This window comes from Pseudonocardia sp., from assembly GCF_050246655.1.
Lineage (GTDB): Bacteria > Actinomycetota > Actinomycetes > Mycobacteriales > Pseudonocardiaceae > Pseudonocardia.
This window is the reverse complement of record NZ_JBFWVQ010000022.1, coordinates 50,542-66,503: the sequence shown is the minus strand read 5'-3', so window position 1 is coordinate 66,503 and position 15,962 is coordinate 50,542. Positions and strand designations below refer to the sequence as shown.

General features: G+C 72.7%; 12 protein-coding genes and 1 pseudogene. 6 read left to right on the top strand and 7 right to left on the bottom strand.

The window, feature by feature from the left end; genetic code table 11:
* Positions 1-126: 126 nt before the first annotated feature.
* Positions 127-249, bottom strand: a pseudogene (locus AB7J25_RS10490) (IS256 family transposase); the annotation flags it as partial.
* Positions 250-713: 464 nt separating this feature from the next.
* Here AB7J25_RS10490 and AB7J25_RS10485 point away from each other — a divergent pair.
* Both AB7J25_RS10485 and AB7J25_RS10480 read left to right on the top strand, forming a co-directional pair.
* The gene (locus tag AB7J25_RS10485) at positions 714-1,448 is read left to right on the top strand and encodes a tyrosine-protein phosphatase (protein ID WP_428507612.1); all 735 of its coding nucleotides are present in this window, start codon (positions 714-716) and stop codon (positions 1,446-1,448) included.
* 76 nt (positions 1,449-1,524) lie between these two features.
* Positions 1,525-2,163 carry a hypothetical protein gene (locus tag AB7J25_RS10480; protein WP_428507610.1) on the top strand — a complete coding sequence of 213 codons (639 nt, stop codon included), beginning with the start codon at positions 1,525-1,527 and terminating at the stop codon, positions 2,161-2,163.
* Between the two features lie 7 nt (positions 2,164-2,170).
* Here the strand turns inward: AB7J25_RS10480 and AB7J25_RS10475 are convergent, their stop codons facing one another.
* Entirely contained in the window at positions 2,171-2,713 is a 543-nt protein-coding gene (locus AB7J25_RS10475) for a hypothetical protein (protein WP_428507608.1), read from the bottom strand.
* Positions 2,714-2,989: 276 nt separating this feature from the next.
* On the opposite strand from AB7J25_RS10475, the gene AB7J25_RS10470 reads away from it, so the two are divergent.
* The 3 genes from AB7J25_RS10470 to AB7J25_RS10460 all read left to right on the top strand — a co-directional run bounded on the left by AB7J25_RS10470 (position 2,990) and on the right by AB7J25_RS10460 (position 5,739).
* Positions 2,990-4,159, top strand: coding sequence for an acyl-CoA dehydrogenase family protein (locus AB7J25_RS10470; protein WP_428507606.1), 1,170 nt, complete (start codon positions 2,990-2,992; stop codon positions 4,157-4,159).
* A gap of 16 nt (positions 4,160-4,175) precedes the next feature.
* On the top strand, positions 4,176-5,177 hold the full coding sequence (locus tag AB7J25_RS10465) for an acyl-CoA dehydrogenase family protein (RefSeq protein WP_428507604.1): 1,002 nt from the start codon (positions 4,176-4,178) through the stop codon (positions 5,175-5,177).
* Between the two features lie 133 nt (positions 5,178-5,310).
* On the top strand, positions 5,311-5,739 hold the full coding sequence (locus tag AB7J25_RS10460; protein ID WP_428507602.1) for a hypothetical protein: 429 nt from the start codon (positions 5,311-5,313) through the stop codon (positions 5,737-5,739).
* Positions 5,740-5,775: 36 nt separating this feature from the next.
* Here AB7J25_RS10460 and AB7J25_RS10455 read toward each other — a convergent pair whose 3' ends face one another.
* The 5 genes from AB7J25_RS10455 to AB7J25_RS10435 are packed head-to-tail and all read right to left on the bottom strand — an operon-like array spanning position 5,776 to position 13,168.
* Positions 5,776-7,434 (bottom strand): ABC transporter family substrate-binding protein, encoded by a 1,659-nt coding sequence (locus AB7J25_RS10455; RefSeq protein ID WP_428507600.1) that lies wholly within the window; start codon positions 7,432-7,434, stop codon positions 5,776-5,778.
* A gap of 8 nt (positions 7,435-7,442) precedes the next feature.
* Entirely contained in the window at positions 7,443-9,119 is a 1,677-nt protein-coding gene (locus tag AB7J25_RS10450; protein ID WP_428507598.1) for an ABC transporter family substrate-binding protein, read from the bottom strand.
* A gap of 34 nt (positions 9,120-9,153) precedes the next feature.
* Entirely contained in the window at positions 9,154-11,235 is a 2,082-nt protein-coding gene (locus AB7J25_RS10445; protein WP_428507596.1) for a dipeptide ABC transporter ATP-binding protein, read from the bottom strand.
* Positions 11,232-12,185 (bottom strand): ABC transporter permease, encoded by a 954-nt coding sequence (locus tag AB7J25_RS10440; RefSeq protein WP_428507595.1) that lies wholly within the window; start codon positions 12,183-12,185, stop codon positions 11,232-11,234. The genes AB7J25_RS10445 and AB7J25_RS10440 overlap by 4 nt, the downstream gene beginning before the upstream one ends.
* The gene (locus tag AB7J25_RS10435) at positions 12,185-13,168 is read right to left on the bottom strand and encodes an ABC transporter permease (protein ID WP_428507593.1); all 984 of its coding nucleotides are present in this window, start codon (positions 13,166-13,168) and stop codon (positions 12,185-12,187) included. Before AB7J25_RS10435 ends, AB7J25_RS10440 begins: the two co-directional genes overlap by 1 nt.
* Before the next feature lie 435 nt (positions 13,169-13,603).
* Between AB7J25_RS10435 and AB7J25_RS10430 the strand changes: the two genes are divergently transcribed.
* On the top strand, positions 13,604-15,844 hold the full coding sequence (locus AB7J25_RS10430) for a hypothetical protein (protein WP_428507591.1): 2,241 nt from the start codon (positions 13,604-13,606) through the stop codon (positions 15,842-15,844).
* Positions 15,845-15,962: the final 118 nt, after the last annotated feature.

The window sequence follows — 15,962 nt, the reverse complement described above, 5'->3', positions numbered from 1 at the left end:
AAAGAATCCACTCGTCGATCGATTATCTGACACCGATCGAACACGAGACCCGCTACGCTGACACCGTTGCCCAGCAGGGCGCGGTGGCCTGAACCTTCAGCCTCTCGCGATCCCAGGACGATTCACCGACAGCTCGGTTTCGATCAGGGCCTGGTACATGGATTCGGCCGCGACCCGGACACGTTCACCAGCATCACCAGCCTTCAGCACGTCCAGAACCTCGAGTAGGGCAGCATGGTCCAAGGCCATCGTGTGTCGTGTCCCTTCGTGAGAACCCTTAGCCAGGTCTCACTGACCGTCACACGGTGGCCGCCTCCGTCATGGTCGCCACACCGAACACGGCGAACCCCGAACTCCACCAGCTCACGGGACGCAACCTTCCGCATCCTGCGTCGGCGAGTTGCGCGTTGCGTCAGCGGGCTTGCCGGCGCCGGGGGAGTCCGGGTTGTCGCAGCCGGGCGCCGCGCGTGGGGCGCGCCGTGCAGAACGCACAACTCGGCCTGATGAGATGCGCAACTCGCGCGGACGAGATGCGCAACCCGCGCGGATGAGAGGCGCAACTCGCGCGGATGAGAGGCGCAACTCGCGCGGATGAGATGCGGAACTCGCGGGGCCGCGGCGGACGGCCGGGTGGGGTCGTGTTCACCACCCGGTCGTGAGAGCTTCCGCCCACATCGTCGGCTCGGCGCGCGGACCGTGGTTACCGTGACCGGGTGACCCTGGATACGCGGTGGCTGAAGCTGGAAGGTCTCGACAACGTCCGTGACGTCGGTGGGCTGCCGATCTCCGGCGGCGGCATCACCCGGTCGGGGCGCCTCCTGCGGAGCGCGGCGCTGCACTACGTCACCGACGCCGACGTGCGTCACCTCATCGACGTCTACGGGCTGAGCCTGGTGCTGGACCTGCGCACCGCCCGCGAGATCAACCGGGACGGCCCGACGCCGATCGCCCGCGCGGGCGTCCGGACGGTCGCGCTCACCTTCGTCCCCGAGGACGGCCGGCCGCTGCCGGAGACCGGCGACGACTCGGACCCCTTGCTGCGCAACTACCTCGGCTTCCTCACCGACCACCCCGAGAACGTCGTCGAGGCCGCCCGCCTGATCGCCGCGCCGGACGCGGGTCCCGCGCTGGTGCACTGCCAGGCCGGCAAGGACCGCACCGGCGTGCTGGTGGCGCTCGTGCTCGACACGATCGGGGTCGAGCGGGAGGCCGTGGTGGAGGACTACGCGCTGTCGGCGCTGGAGGTCGAGGCGATGTTCCGCCGCTGGGCGGACGCCCTCGAGTACCCGATGCCCGACGACCTGACCCCGCACATGCCGCGGGCGGAGGTCATCGCCGCGCTGCTGGCACGCCTCGACGCCGAGCACGGCGGGGCGGCGGGCTGGCTCACTGCGAACGGGCTGGAGCCCGGCGCCGTCGGGCGGCTGCGGTCCAGGTTGCGAGGCTGACGGCGGGGGTGGGGTCGGCGGCCGCGCCGCAGGGGAGACAATGCCGTCCTCCCCGAACCCTCGTCTGGAGCCGCCCGTGCCGCGATCCCGTCTGCTCGTCGCGTTCGCCCTCGTCGCGGGGCTGGGCCTGGCCGGGTGCGGCGGTACGTCCGCACCGGCAGGAGCGCCGGACGTCACCCCCGCCCCGATGACGAACCTCCCGCCGCTGCCGACGAGCGACCCGACGGACCTGCAGTCGCTGGTCCTCAGGCCCGACGAGGTCGGGCCGGGATTCGCCTCCGCCACGTGGTCCCCACCGGGCGCGTCCGACACGCTGCCGTGCGGCCAGCCGAGCCTGGCGGCGGCCTTCAAGGCCGTGCCGGTGGGCGGAGCGTTCGCGGCGGGTGACGCGATCCGGGCCCAGGAGTCGATCGACGTGTTCACCGACGCCGCCACGGCCGCCGCCGCGTTCGACGCCCTCACGGCGGGATACGGCTGCGGCGAGTCGTCGGAGGGCAGGATCGGACCGGCGTTCGACGTGACCGAGGAGATCGGGGCGGACCGCGCCACGCTGTGGTCGGTCGACCGCGACGGCGACCGGATCAACGTGGTCGGCGTGCTCGGCCGGGGCTCGGTCCTGACGGTGCTGGTGTCGGCCACCGAGACCGCCGCCGCGGACGCCCCGGACCCGACGGACGTCGCGCGCGCGGCCTACGCGAAGCTCGCGGCGAGCTGACCGGCGGTCAGGCGAACCGCAGGCCGGCCAGGAGCCGCTGGTGCAGGGCGCGGGCCGTCTCGTCGGACGCGTCCGTGGCGCGGGTGGCGAGGACGATGACATGGCCGTCGTCGAGGACGGCCCGGACGAGGGCCGTGCCCTGCGCGTCCTCGCGGTCGACGGCGACGACGGCGTCGAGGGCGTCGCGCCCGTCGACGGTGGTCTCCTGGCTCTCCACGACCGTCACGCCGAGGCCGGGGCCGACCGAGTCGAGGACGGTGTCGAGACCGAGCCCCGGAATCGTCGGGACGTCGACGACCGCGAACGCGACGTCCGCGCCGTCCGGGGCGTAGGCGCGGCCGAACGGCACCTCGACGGGATCCGCCTCGCCGGGAAGCGCGACGGTGACCCCGGACGGTGCGTCGGTGACGTCGACCCACCCGGGTTGCGCGGGTGTCGTCGCCGAGGCGTTCGCGATCCCGGGACCCGCCCCCAGCAGCGCGACGAGCGCGAGCAGCGCCGCCGTGATCCATGTCCCGACCGGCATCCGCCCGCTCGTCGTCGCGATCATGACCGTCCCCTCCCGTCGCGGCACGGAACCTCCGGCCGCCACCGGCAAGCGTGCCGCCGCCGACACGATGGTCGGCAGTTGCCGGGAGGTGACAGTTCCCTTCCCCGTCCCTTCCCCGCGGCTCCCTTCCCCGCGGCCGCGCTGCCCGTCCCGCCGAGACCCCGCGAGCGGCCCGTACGGGAAGACCTATTTCCCAGATGGGCCGTTCGCGCGTGGGCGGAGACGGTTACCCGCGGGTATGCCACAGTGGTCGCAGCGCACGCGAGGAGGCCGCCGATGGACCTGAGCTTCACCCCGGCCGAGGAGGAGTTCCGCCGCGAGCTGCGGGCGTGGCTCGGCGCGCACATCCCGCAGGAGTGGACCCGTCCCGGGTTCTGGGAGTCCGTCCCCGACGACGAGGGCTTCGCGATGCGCCGCGAGTGGGAGCGGGAGAAGGCGCTCGCCGGGTTCGCCGGCATCCAGTGGCCCACGGAGTACGGCGGTCGCGGCGGCACTCCCGGCATGAAGGCCATCTACGACGAGGAGATGGTGCTCGCCCACGCGCCCCGCACCGTCAACCCGCTGGGCCTGACCTTCCTCGCGCCCACGGTCATGGCGATCGGTACCGAGAGCCAGAAGAAGGAGATCATCGGCCCGCTGCTGCGCAACGAGGTCATCTGGTGCCAGGGGTTCTCCGAGCCCGGCGCCGGTTCCGATCTCGCGGCCCTCTCCACGCGCGGCGTCCGAGACGGGGACGACTTCGTCGTCAACGGCCAGAAGGTCTGGACCACCTACGCCGTCCACGGCGACAAGATCTTCACCCTCGTGCGCACGCAACCGGGCAGCGAGCGCCACCGGGGCATCTCGATGCTGCTCATCGACATGCACCAGCCCGGCGTGGACGCCCGCCCGCTCAAGCAGATGAGCGGGGCCAGCGAGTTCGGCGAGGTGTTCTTCACCGACGCCCGCGTGCCTGCGAGCGACTGTCTCGGCCCGATCGACGACGGTTGGCGCACCGCGATGCGGCTGCTGTCGTTCGAACGCGGGGCATCGGGTACGTCGCAGTACACCGAGTTCCGCCGCCAGTACGACGAGATCGTCGAGGTGGCGCGCACCCTCGGCCGCGACCGCGACCCCGTGGTGCGCGACCGGCTCGCCCGCGTGCTCACCGAGCTGGAATGCCTGCGCTACCACGCCATGCACGTGCTCACGCAGACCGAGCAGGGCCGCGACCTGGGGTTCGAGGCATCGATGACGAAGCTGCAGTGGTCGGAGACGTTCCAGGACCTCTGGGAGGTCTTCGACGAGGTCCTCGGCGACGACGCCACCCTCGAGACGATCGACGGGATCGACCTGCGCGCCCTGCACGGCCAGGCCATGTGGTCGCGCTCGGTGACGATCTGGGGCGGGTCGTCGCAGGTGCAGCGCACCATCACCGCCGAGCGCGTGCTCGGCCTGCCTCGATGACCCGGTAGGAGGGACGATGTTCTTCGCGCTCACCGAGGAGCAGCAGGAGTTCGGTGCGGCCGTCGCCGGCTACCTGGCCGACCGGTTCGACCTGGAGGCGGTCCGCGGCGTCGTCGAGGACGCGGACGGCGACGGGCACCCGGCCGCGCTGTGGAAGGCCGCCGCCGAGCAGGGCTGGCTCGCCGTCACCGTCCCCGAGGAACACGACGGGCTGGAGCTCGGCCTGGTCGAGGCGCACGTGATCGCGCGCGCCCTCGGCGCCGGTGTCGCGCCGGGTCCGTGGCGGGGCACCGTGCTGGCGGCCGAGGCGATCCGGCTCGCCGGGTCGCCGGAGCAGAGGGCGACGTGGCTGCCGCGGCTCGCGGCCGGGGACGCGGTGGGCGCGGTCGCGCTGCGGGGAGAGGCGGGTGGCACGCTCCCGGTCGTGGAGTACGGAGCGGTCGCGGACGTCGTCGTGGCCCGCTCAGGGGACGGCTGGACGCTGGTCACCGGTGCGTCGGCCGCCCCGGTCGGGAGCTACGACGGCACGGTGCGGCTCGCCACCCTCGACGGCGGCACCGTCGAGGCGCTGACCGGGAGCACCGACCTGGATGCCCGTGTCGCCGTCCTCGTCGCCGCGGATCTCGCCGGCGTCGCCCGCGAGGCGCTCACCCGCACCGTCGCCTACGACCGGGACCGCAGGCAGTTCGGCGTCCCCGTCGGCTCGTTCCAGGCGATCAAGCACGCCCTGGCCGACCTGCACGTGGCAGTCACGATGGCGGAGCATGCCGCCCTCTACGCCGCGCACGCCGTCGACGTCTCGCTGGAGGGCGCGGACCTCGCCGTCGCCGTCGCCAAGGCCAAGTGCAGCGACGCCGCCGTGGCCGCGACCGGCGCGATGATCCAGTACCACGGCGGCATCGGCTACACCTGGGAGCACGAGGCGCACTTCTTCTACAAGCGTGCCAAGCGCCTCGCCGGGATCGCCGGCACCGCGGACGCGCACCGGGCGCGGATCGCCGAGTTGACGATCGGCTGATCCGGGTCCGCGTGGCGCTCGCACACACGGTGGTGTGCTCGCACAGGGCGTCGGCGGTGTGTGCGGGCGACCTGGGGTGTGTGCGAGCCGCGGCGGCGCGGGCCGGGGCGCCGCGGCTCGCTAGCGTGATCGCGTGAACACGGTCCTCATCGTCTCGCTGGCCGCTGTGGTGGTCGGGATCGCGCTGTGGTTCGCGATCGTGCGGATGCGCCGCGTCGTCGGCCGGGGGCGGGAGGCCGTGGCCGGGCTGGACCGGCAGGCGACGGCGACGTCGCTCGGGTTCGCCTCCGGGGGTGGACGCGGTCACTGCACGATCGGCGTGGACGCCACCCGGTTCGTCGTCGCGCTGTGGTCGCCGCCGCTCACCACCGAGATCCGCGTGACGCGGATCGTGGCGGTCGAGGCGGCCCGCACGCGGGAGGGTCGCTCCGGACGCGACGTCCTGCGCGTGCGGTTCCGCGCAGCGGACGGGGCCGAGGACGCCGTCGACCTGGTGGTCGCCGACGTCCCGGGATGGGTGGACGAGCTGCGCCGCCGCGCGAAGCCCCGCCGGGCCCGCTGACGTGGGCGAAGCGGCCGGGCGCCGGGGTGTGCGCGGTTACTTCTGCCAGCCCACCGTCTCGGGCAGCGGGACGAAGAACAGCCCCGCCCCGACGTTGGCCAGGCCCTGCTTGACCGCGACGATCGTCGGCCCGTTGTCGATCGGCATGACGCCGTAGCGGGCGAACGCCTCGGTCTCCACCGCGTTGCCCTGCGTGATCACCTCGGCCTCGGTGGGCAGCGCCTGCACCGCACGCACCTTCTCGTCGAGCTCGGGCGTGCCGGTCTTGGAGTTGTTGAGCGTCGAGTTGGAGCACCAGGCCTGGCAGAAGTAGGCGAACCCGTACGGGTCCGAGCTGGAGTAGGCGGAGAAGAACAGGTCGAAGCTGCGCTCCGCGACCACCGAGGAGAACTCGCTGCTCTGCACCGCCCGGATGTTCATCGTGACGCCGACGTTCTTGAGCATGGCGGCGGTCGCCGTCGCCGCGGCGATGCCGACCGGGCTGTCGCCGGTGCGGACGTACTCGATGACCAGCGGTCGGCCGTCCTTCACCCGGACGCCGTCGGGGCCCGGCACCCAGCCAGCCGCGTCGAGGCCGCGCTTGGCGGCCTCCGGGTCGAACGTGACGATCTTCGAGAAGTTGTCCTCGTAGCCCTCCTGGAAGCGGTAGAGCGTGAGCGAGCCGGGCGGGGTCTCCTCGTAGTCCAGGCCCTGGTGCAGGATCTTCCCGAGCTGTGCCCGGTCCACGGCCTGCATGAGCGCCTGGCGCACCGCGATGTCCGACAGGATCGGCGAGTCCCCGTTGAACGTGAACAGTGACGTGAACGGGGACGTGCCGCGGCGGATCTCGATGCCCGGCAGGTCGCGCACCTGCGCGAGCCGTTCCGCCGACGACGCGCCCGTCGCGTCGAGCTGGCCGTTCTTGAACGCGTTGAGCGAGGCTTGCGCCTCGTAGACGACGTAGGTCCGCGAGTCCAGCTTGCCGGGCTTGCCCCACCACTTCGGGTTGCGCTCGAAGACGGCCGTGCCGACCTGCTGGTCCAGTGTGGCGATTGTGTACGGCCCGGCGCCCCACTCCGCGTGCGGGTTGTTGAGGTAGCCCTGGTTGAACAGCTCCGGGGTGTTCACCGCCGGGTGCAGCCACTCGTTGAACAGCCCCGGCCACCACAGGTTGATCCCGGCGAAGGTGACGATCGCCTGCCGGTCGTCGGCGCCGCGGGTGACCGACGCGATCCGGTCGTAGCCGTCGCTGGAGCCGACGATGTAGGCCGGGTCCTTGCCGGAGAGGATCCGGGCCTGGTTCTCGAAGATCCGCCAGTCCATCGGCGTGGCGTCGTTGAAGGTCGCCGCGGGGTTGATCGTGTAGGTGATCCGGGTGTTCCCGTCAACCGTCTCGTCGGTGGCGCTCACCAGGTAGTCCGGGTTGACGACCGGGTCGCCCTTCGCCGTGAAGGTGATGGGCATCGCGTTGGACCAGCGCCAGAGGGTGCGGGTGTCGGCGGTGGAGTCGCCCTGCAGGACGTTGAACTGCGGGTTGATCTCGCCGATCGCCGTCGTGTACGTGCCGCCGTCGCGGATGTTGTCGTAGGGCTGCGGGTTGTACTCGCCCTCCGCCGGGGCGGGCGCCGGGGGCAGGCCCTGGTCGCCGGCCCCGCCCGCGCACCCCGCGAGGGTCAGCGCGAGCACCGCGGCGAGAGCGCCGATCATGGCACGCATGGCGTCTCCTACTTCTGGAAGCCGACGGTCTCGGGCAAGGCCCGGTGGAACAGGCTCGCGCCCTGCTCGGGGCCGTAGTTCGCCAGGCCCTGCTTGACGGCTGCGATGGACGGACCGCTGGTCAACGGCATGACGCCGTAGAGCCCGAACGCCTCGACCTCGACCGCGTTGCCCTGCGTGATCTGCTCCTGCGCGGTGGGCAGCTTCTGCACGGCCTGCACCTTCGCGTCCAGCTCGGGGGTGCCGGTGCCGGAGTTGTTCAGTGTCGAGTTCGAGCACCACTGCTGGCAGAAGTAGGCGAAGCCGTACGGGTCGGAGCTGATGTAGGCGGAGTAGAACAGGTCGAAGCGGCGCTCGTTGAGGATCGCCGAGAACTCGCTGGTCGCGGCCTGGCGGATGTTCAGGGTGACGCCGATGTTCCGCAGCATCGCGGCGGTGGCGGTCGCGATGGCCGCGCTCGTCGGGGTGTCGCCGAGGCGGACGTAGTCCAGCGTGAGCGGCGTGCCGTTCCTGCTGCGGGCGCCGTCCGGCCCCGCGACCCAGCCCGCGGCCTCCAGCCCGGCCTTCGCCGCCTCCGGGTCAAGGGTGATCACCTTCGAGAAGTTGTCCTGGTACCCGTCCTGGAACTCGAACTGCGACAGCGAGCCGGCCGGGGTCGCGGAGTACTCCAGGCCCTGGTTGACGATCTCCCCGAGCTGCTTGCGGTCGACGCCCTGCATGACGGCCTTGCGCACCGCCGGGTCGGAGAGGATCGGCGACTTGCCGTTCAGCGTGAAGATCGCGTTGACGGGGCGGACGGCGCGCCGGACCTCGGTGCCGGGCACGTCCTGCACCTGGGCCAGCCGGTCCGCGGTGTTCGCGCCGACGGCGTCGATCTGGCCGTTCTTGAACGCGTTGAGCGCCGCCTGCGACTCGTACTGGACGAACACCCGCCGATCCAGCTTGCCGGGCTTGCCCCACCACTTCGGGTTGCGCTCGAACGCGATCGTCCCGGTCTGGGTGTCCAGGCTCGCGATCGTGTACGGCCCGGCACCCCATTCCGGGTGCGGGTTGTTGAGGTAGCCGCTGTTGAACAGCTCCGGGGTGTTGACGGCCGGGTGCAGCCACTCGTTGAACAGCCCCGGCCACCACGGGTTCGCACCGTCGAAGGTGACGATCGCCTGCTTGTCGTCCACGCCTCGGGTGACCGAGGCGATCCGGTCGTACCCGTCGCTGGACGCGACGAGGTAGGCGGGGTCCGTGCCGCTGTTGGCCTTCCAGGTGTTCTCGACCGCGCGCCAGTCGATGGGCGTGCCGTCGTTGTACGTGGCCGCGGGATTGATCGTGTAGGTGATCCGGGTGTTGCCGTCGACGGTCTCCTCGGTGGCGCTGGTCAGGTAGTCCGGGTTGTAGAGCGGGTCGCCGGTCGGGGTGAACGTGATGACCATCGGGTTGTACCAGTTCCACAGCAGCCTGGTGTCGTTCGTGGTGTCGCCCTGGAACGTGCTGAACTGCGGGTTGATCTCGCCGATCGCCGTGGTGAACGTGCCGCCGTCGCGGATGTTGTCGTAGGGCTGCGGGTTGTACTCGCCGTCGGTCGAGAGCGGGGCCGCGGGCGCGGGCGGGGCGCCGTCGCTCCCGCAGGCCGCCAGCGTCGCGCCGAGCACGGCGGCCACCGTCAGGGTCACGAGCCTCGTCAGGCGCATCGGCGGTTCCTCTCGGCAGGCACGGGGCGGGGAGTCAGCGATGGTGGCAGGCGTGGTGGTGGTCGACGGCACCGGCCCGCCGCAGGGCGGGGGTCTCGCCGGTGCAGCGCGCGGCCGCCGCGGGGGAGAGCGTCTGCTGCAGCGGGCAGCGGCCGGCGAAGTGGCAACCGGGGGAGTCGTCGGTGGGGCTCGGGATGTCGCCGCGCAGCACGATCCGCTCCCGGGCCCGCTCCACCTTGGGGTCCGGGACCGGCACCGCCGACAGGAGGGCCTGCGTGTACGGGTGGCGCGGATCGGCGAACACGGCGTCCACCGTCCCGATCTCGACGATCCGCCCCAGGTACATGACGGCGACGCGGTCGCTCACGTGCCGGACGACGGCCAGGTCGTGCGCCACGAACAGGTAGGACAGGCCCAGCCGGGCCTTGAGCTCCTGCAGCAGGTTCAGCACACCCGCCTGGATCGACACGTCCAGCGCGGACACCGGCTCGTCGAGCACCAGCAGCGACGGGTTCGTCGCGAGCGCTCGGGCGATGCCGATGCGCTGGCGCTGGCCACCGGAGAACGCGGCCGGGAACCGGTCGCTCTGCTCGGGATCCAGGCCGACGAGCTCCAGCAGCTCGTCCACCCGCACGCAGACCGCCGCCCGGTCGCGCCGGCCGATCGCATGCAGCGGCTCCGCGAGGACGTCGTGGATGGTGAGGCGCGGGTCCAGGGCGCCCATCGGGTCCTGGAACACCATCTGGATCTCCCGGCGCAGCGCCCGCTCGTCCGCGCGCCCGCGGATCGTCGCGACGTCCGTGCCCGCGACCGCGATCCGGCCCGCCTCGGGTGCGCGCAACCGCATGATCTCCAGGAGCGTGGTGGTCTTGCCGCAGCCGGACTCGCCGACCAGGCCGAGCGTCTCGCCCTGCCGGATGTCGAGGTCGATACCGGCGACGGCGTGCACCGCGCCCACCCGCCGCTTCAGCAGCGCGCCCTTGAGCAGGGGGAACGTCTTGCGCACACCCACGAGCTCCAGGACCGGCGGACGCTCCTCGCGGCCGCCCGGGGCGGCCGCCTCGGCGATCTCGGGCCGCGGGAAGACCGGCTCGCCACCGATGCGGCCGTCCTCGATCTCCTCCGCACGCACGCACGCGGCGCGGTGCCCCTCCCCGACGGCCGCGAGCGCGGGCTCGTCCGCCCGGCAGCGCTCCTCGACGACGGGGCAGCGGGGGGCGAACGGGCAGCCGGGCGGCAGGTCGATGAGCAGGGGCGGGTTGCCGCGGATCGGGACGAGCGGGGTGCGGTCCGCGGCGTCCACGCGGGGCACGGCATCCAGCAGCCCGATCGTGTACGGCATCCGGGGTGCGGCGAACAGGGCGTCCACCGGCGCCGACTCCACCGCACGGCCCGCGTACATGACCAGCACGTCGTCGGCGGTGCCTGCGATCACTCCCAGGTCGTGGGTGATCATCACGAGCGCGGCGCCGGTCTCCGCGCGGGCGAGCGTGAGGACGTCGAGGATCTGGGCCTGCACCGTGACGTCCAGCGCCGTCGTCGGTTCGTCCGCGACGATCACCTTGGGTTCGTTCGCGATCGCCATCGCGATCACCACGCGCTGACGCATCCCGCCGGAGAACTCGTGCGGGAAGGAGTCCACGCGGCCCTTCGCGTCGGGGATGCCGACCAGGTCCAGCAGCTCGACGGCCCGGGCGCGGGCCTTCGCGCCCTCGGTGAGGCCGTGGACCTCCAGCGCCTCCACGATCTGCGCGCCGACGCTGAAGATCGGGGTCAGCGCCGACAGCGGGTCCTGGAACACCATGGCGAGGTCGCGGCCGCGGATCCGCGACATCGCACGGTCGTCCAGGCCGAGGAGCTCGCGGCCCTCCAGCCGCACCGAGCCGCTGACCCGCGCCGATTCCGGCAGGAGGCCCAGCACCGCGAGCGACGTCACCGTCTTGCCGGACCCCGACTCGCCGACCACGCCCAGCGTGCGCCCGGGGAGCAGGTCGAAGTCGACGCCGCGGACGGCGTGCACCGGGCCCGCCTCGGATCCGAACGTGACGCGCAGGTCGCGCACGGACAGCAGCGGCGCGGTGTTCGTGGCCGGGTCGACGGGGTCCGGGCGCGTCACGCGCGGCCGCCCGAGCGCGAGAGCGGGTTCAGCGCGTCCGACAGCCCGTCCCCGATCAGCGCCATCGAGATCGTCAGCAGGGTGACCACGCTCGCCGGGAACCAGAACAGCCACGGGGCGCTGGCCAGCGAGTTCGCGCCCTCGTTGAGCATCGTGCCCAGCGAGACGTCGGGCAGCTTCACCCCGAACCCGATGAACGACAGCGCCGTCTCGCCCTGCACCGTCGCCACCACCCCGAGGGTGAACGAGACGATCAGCAGCGACCCGATGTTCGGCACGATGTGGCGCAGCACGATCCGCGTCGGCCGCACGCCCATGAACCGTGCCGCCTGCACGTACTCGCGCTCGCGCAGCGACGTCGACAGCGACCACACCACCCGCGCGCCGAACATCCAGCCGAACGCCGTGAGCACCAGGATGAGGATCCGCCAGTCCCCGCCGTAGGAGTTCGACAGCAGCGCGAGCACCAGGAACGACGGCACGACCAGCAGGAAGTGGATGACCGTCAGCACCGTCCGCTCGACCCGCCCGCCCAGGTACGCGGCGACGGCGCCGACGAAGGCGGCGATCGCCGTCGTCAGCAGTGAGACGGTGATCGCGATGACCAGCGAGCGCTGCAGCCCGTGCACCACCTGCGCGTAGGTGTCGTTGCCCGAGGCGTTCGTCCCGAAGACGTGCTCGGGCGACGGCGGCCGGGTGAGCGCGGTGAAGTCCACGTCCGTGTGGGTGTACGGGGTGAGGAAGCCCCCGAACAGCGCGAAGAGGATCAGCAGGGCGAGGATCACCGCGCCGGCGACCGCGCCACGGTTGCGCAGGAAGCGGCGCAGGTACAGCCTGCCCCGGCTCGACGCCCGCCGCCGCGGGGTGGGCGCTGTGGGCGGTCCGGCGTGCTCGGCGGCCTGCTCGACGGCGTGGTCGGCCGCGGTCGGTCCCAGCGGGAAGATGCTCATCAGGTCAGCCGCACCCTCGGGTCGAGAACCACGACCGCGATGTCGGCGAGGATCGCACCCAGCGCCGTCATCGCCGCGCCGAAGACCGCCACCGCGACGACGGCGTGCACGTCGTTCTTCGCGATCGACTGGATCATGTACTGCCCCATGCCCTGCCAGGCGAAGATCGTCTCGGTGATCACAGCGCCCGTGAACAGCGCCGGGATCGCGAAGGCCACCGACGTCGCCACCGGGATCAGCGTCGTGCGCAGGGCGTGGCGGCGCACGGCCTGTGTGCGGGTGAGCCCCTTCGCGCGGGCCGTGCGCACGTAGTCGGAGTTGACGTCGTCGAGCAGCAGGTTGCGCTGCAGCAGGTGGTAGCCCGCGTAGCTGAACAGCACCAGCGTCACCGTCGGCAGCACCAGGTGCTGGAGCCGGTCCAGCACCGTCGGCCAGAACCCGCTCACCGACGGCGAGTTCGCCCCCGCCACGAACAGCACCGTCGTACCGAGCGCCTGGTTGACGCTGATCGCCACGAGCACCACCGCGAGGGCCCCCACCACCAGCGGCACGTTCAGCGTGAAGACCGACAGCCCCTGTTGGAGGCGGTCCGCGAACGAGTACTGGCGGGTGGCCGTGTACACCCCGAGTGCCACGCCGACCACCGCGGCGAGCGTCAGGCCCAGCACCACCAGCTGCGCGCTCACGCCGATGCGGAACGCCACCTGCGCGTTCACGCTGTCCCCGATCGGCGACCGGCCCCAGTCCCAGTGCAGGACGATCGACGTCAGCCACGTCCACCAGCGCTCCAGCACCGGCGTTTCAGGGTTGAGGTTGTACTGCTCGAGCGAGCGTGCGACCTGCTCCGGGGGCGGGGTGGGTCGCAGCTGGAGGTAGTTCGACCGCGGATCCAGGAAGGCCGTGGCCAGGAAGTAGGTCAGGTTGGCCGCGATCACGATCATCGCCAGCCAGCCGGCCGACTTCCGGATCAGGTATCGCAGCACGTCCTGTTCAACTCTCTGTGACGGACGGGGTTGCGCGCGTTCCTCGTCACGACCCCGACGCCGGCGGCGGTGGGGCGCACCGCGCGGCGGCGCCCATCGTCGCCGTGCCGCCGTGCGTCCGCTGTGAAGTGTGCCCCGACCAGGGCCGGGCCCGGAGATCGGGGGGCGTGCGCTCGACCGGTGGACGACGGTCGCACGAGGTGGTGGCGGCTGTGGCGGGCCATGACGGTCCGTGATCAACAACGAGAGGCATGGACCTCCGTGCGGAGCATCGTCGGTGGGGCCGAACGGCGCTACGCTCATGATCCTCGATCATGGCGATGGTTCGGGGTGGACCGCGGCAACGGCGTGGCCGTCGGGGTGCTGCGAGGGGGGCGGGGACTCTTGCCGGGCAGGACGATGCGATGCGAGCTGCCCGGATGCGGCGCTCCGATCATGGACGTCGCCGGTCGCCCCGCGCGACGCTACTGCGGACCCGAACACCGCGCCGTCGCGCGGCGGGCGCGGCGGGCGGCGTCGGCGGCCGCCTCGGCGGCAGGGCAGGCGGCGCGGTTGGCGGAGGTGCTGCCGTGGGTGGACGCGCCCGATCCGGCCGGAACGGAGCTTGCGGCCGAGCCGGGGGGCGCGGAGGTCGCGTCGGGGGAGCTGCCTGCGTCGGAGTCGCTGCGTTCGTCGAGGGTGGCGCCCGCACCGGGGACGCTGCCCGCCTCGGGGATGGCGCCGGCGCCGCACCAGGTGCCGGACCGCCCCGACGCCGGCGGTCCGGGCTGGTCGCCCGAGGCCGGATGGGCCGTCGCGCCCCCGCCGCTGGACGGCGCGCCGCACGCCGCCGGTGCCGCAGGTGACGCCGGTGCCTCGGATGGGGTGGCCACCGGCGAGGTGAGCCCGCCGGAGCGTCCGTCGCCCGTCGACCGGCCCGACGGCCCGGCGGGATCGGCTCACGTTCCGGCATCTGTGCCGGTGGCCCGGCCCCAGGTCTCGGCACCGCAGGCGCTCAACGTCCGGCCGTCGCACCCGCCGCAGGTGCTGGCGGTGCAGCCGCAGGTCGTGCCGGTGGAGCTGCAGGTGCCGCCGGTGCCGTCGCCGGTCCGGACGTCGATGGAGTCGGGCGTCGCGTCGCCGGAGCCGGCCCACGACCTCCCGACCGGGCGTCCCGATCCCCCGGCGCCGGCCCCGGCGGCGGCAGCCCGGACCGCCGGGCCCACGGCCGCAGGGACCGGGGCCGCCGGGCCCCGAACGGCGAGGGCCGTCGAGGCGAAGGTGACCGCGGCACGTGCCACCGCCGCACGCGGGACGAGTGAGCCCGTTCCCGAACCGCGTTCGCTGCTCCGGCGCGCCATGGCGGCCCTGAGCGCCATCGCGGTGCTCGCCGGCAGCTACACGGCTGCCACCGCGGACACCGCCGCCCGGCCGTCGGCGGTTCCGGTCGAGGCCGTGCCCGCCGGGGAGACCCTCGACCAGTGGGCGGTGCGTGCCCAGCGCGCCCTCGACTCGGTCAACCGCCAGCTCGACGTCATCGCCGACACCGAGATCGTCTGGAACCGCGCCGCCGACACCCAGCGTGCCGCCGCCCGCTCCGCACCGATCGAGGCCCTCGAGGCACGCAAGCTGCTGCTCCTGCAGCGGCAGGCGTCGCTGCGATCCCAGCTGGCGCTGTTCGCGGAGCTCACCGAGGCCCGGTCGCGGCTCCGGCTGGCCGAGCAGCGGCTCGCCGACATCGAGGCCGCTCTCGCCATCGCGCCACCACCCGGCAGGCGCACGCCGGAGGAGATCCTCGCGGTCGCGTCGCTCACCGCGCAGCGCGACATCCAGATGATCGAGGTGGAGGCCCGCCGCGCCGAGGTTGCCCGGCTCGAACAGGCCGTCGCCACCGCTGCCCGCACCCCGCTGCCCGCCGACGATCGGCACACCGAGCTGGTCAGCGGCCTGGTGATCCAGTCGCTGGACAACGGGGGCGCCCCGCCCACCCCGGACGGGCCCGCGCGGGCCAAGCGGCCGGAGGCGCTCGTGGAACGGGCCGGATCGCTGATCAGCCGGGTCCGCTACGACGTCCCGAACGGTGCCCCGCCGGACCCGCGCGGCCCCCGCGACGCGCCACGAGCCGTCGGGAAGGCGGTCGGCGGCGTTGTGAACGGGGTGCGCCAGGTCGCCCCCGCCCCGCAGCCACTTGCCCTGTCGTACGGCGGCGGGTTCGGCGGGCTGATCGCGGGCGCGGTCTCCGAGGGCGTCCGGCAGGCCGACGAGCAGGAGCGTCGGGACCCCTCGTCCGACGGGCCGTCCGACGAGGACCGCGAAGCCGCGAAGGAGGTCGCCGAGTCCATGGCGAAGACCTTCGGCGACGGCAGCGTGGACACCGACGACCTGCCGGACGACACCGACGCCCACCGGACGAGGTCGAGCAGCGGCTCGCTGGAGACGAGCGACATCAAGAACTGGGACCGGTCCGGTTCCATCGCCCGCGACGGGTACTTCGACGCGTCGAGGGATTCCGACTCCGATTCCGACTCCGACTCCGACTCCGACTCCGACTCCGACTCCGACTCCGACTCCGACTCCGACTCCGACTCCGACTCGGATGATTCGGATGATTCGGACGACGCCTACGACTCCGATGACTCCGATGACTCGTACGGGTGGAGCGACGGCGGTTCCGACGATGGTGACTCGGACGACTGAGACCCGACGACTGAGACCCGACGACTGAGACCCGACGACCGTGACCCCCGCAGCGCACCCCCGCACCCCGCGTCCGGACACCCCGGCCGCGCACCGTTCCCGATCGGGTACCGCGTGG

Bases quoted from the DNA above. Each gene is read 5' to 3' on its own strand.
- AB7J25_RS10475 (WP_428507608.1), bottom strand. From the start codon at position 2,713: ATGATCGCGACGACGAGCGGGCGGATGCCGGTCGGGACATGGATCACG.
- AB7J25_RS10470 (WP_428507606.1), top strand. From the start codon at position 2,990: ATGGACCTGAGCTTCACCCCGGCCGAGGAGGAGTTCCGCCGCGAGCTG.
- AB7J25_RS10465 (WP_428507604.1), top strand. From the start codon at position 4,176: ATGTTCTTCGCGCTCACCGAGGAGCAGCAGGAGTTCGGTGCGGCCGTC.
- AB7J25_RS10455 (WP_428507600.1), bottom strand. From the start codon at position 7,434: ATGCGTGCCATGATCGGCGCTCTCGCCGCGGTGCTCGCGCTGACCCTC.
- AB7J25_RS10450 (WP_428507598.1), bottom strand. From the start codon at position 9,119: ATGCGCCTGACGAGGCTCGTGACCCTGACGGTGGCCGCCGTGCTCGGC.
- AB7J25_RS10440 (WP_428507595.1), bottom strand. From the start codon at position 12,185: ATGAGCATCTTCCCGCTGGGACCGACCGCGGCCGACCACGCCGTCGAG.
- AB7J25_RS10430 (WP_428507591.1), top strand. From the start codon at position 13,604: ATGGACGTCGCCGGTCGCCCCGCGCGACGCTACTGCGGACCCGAACAC.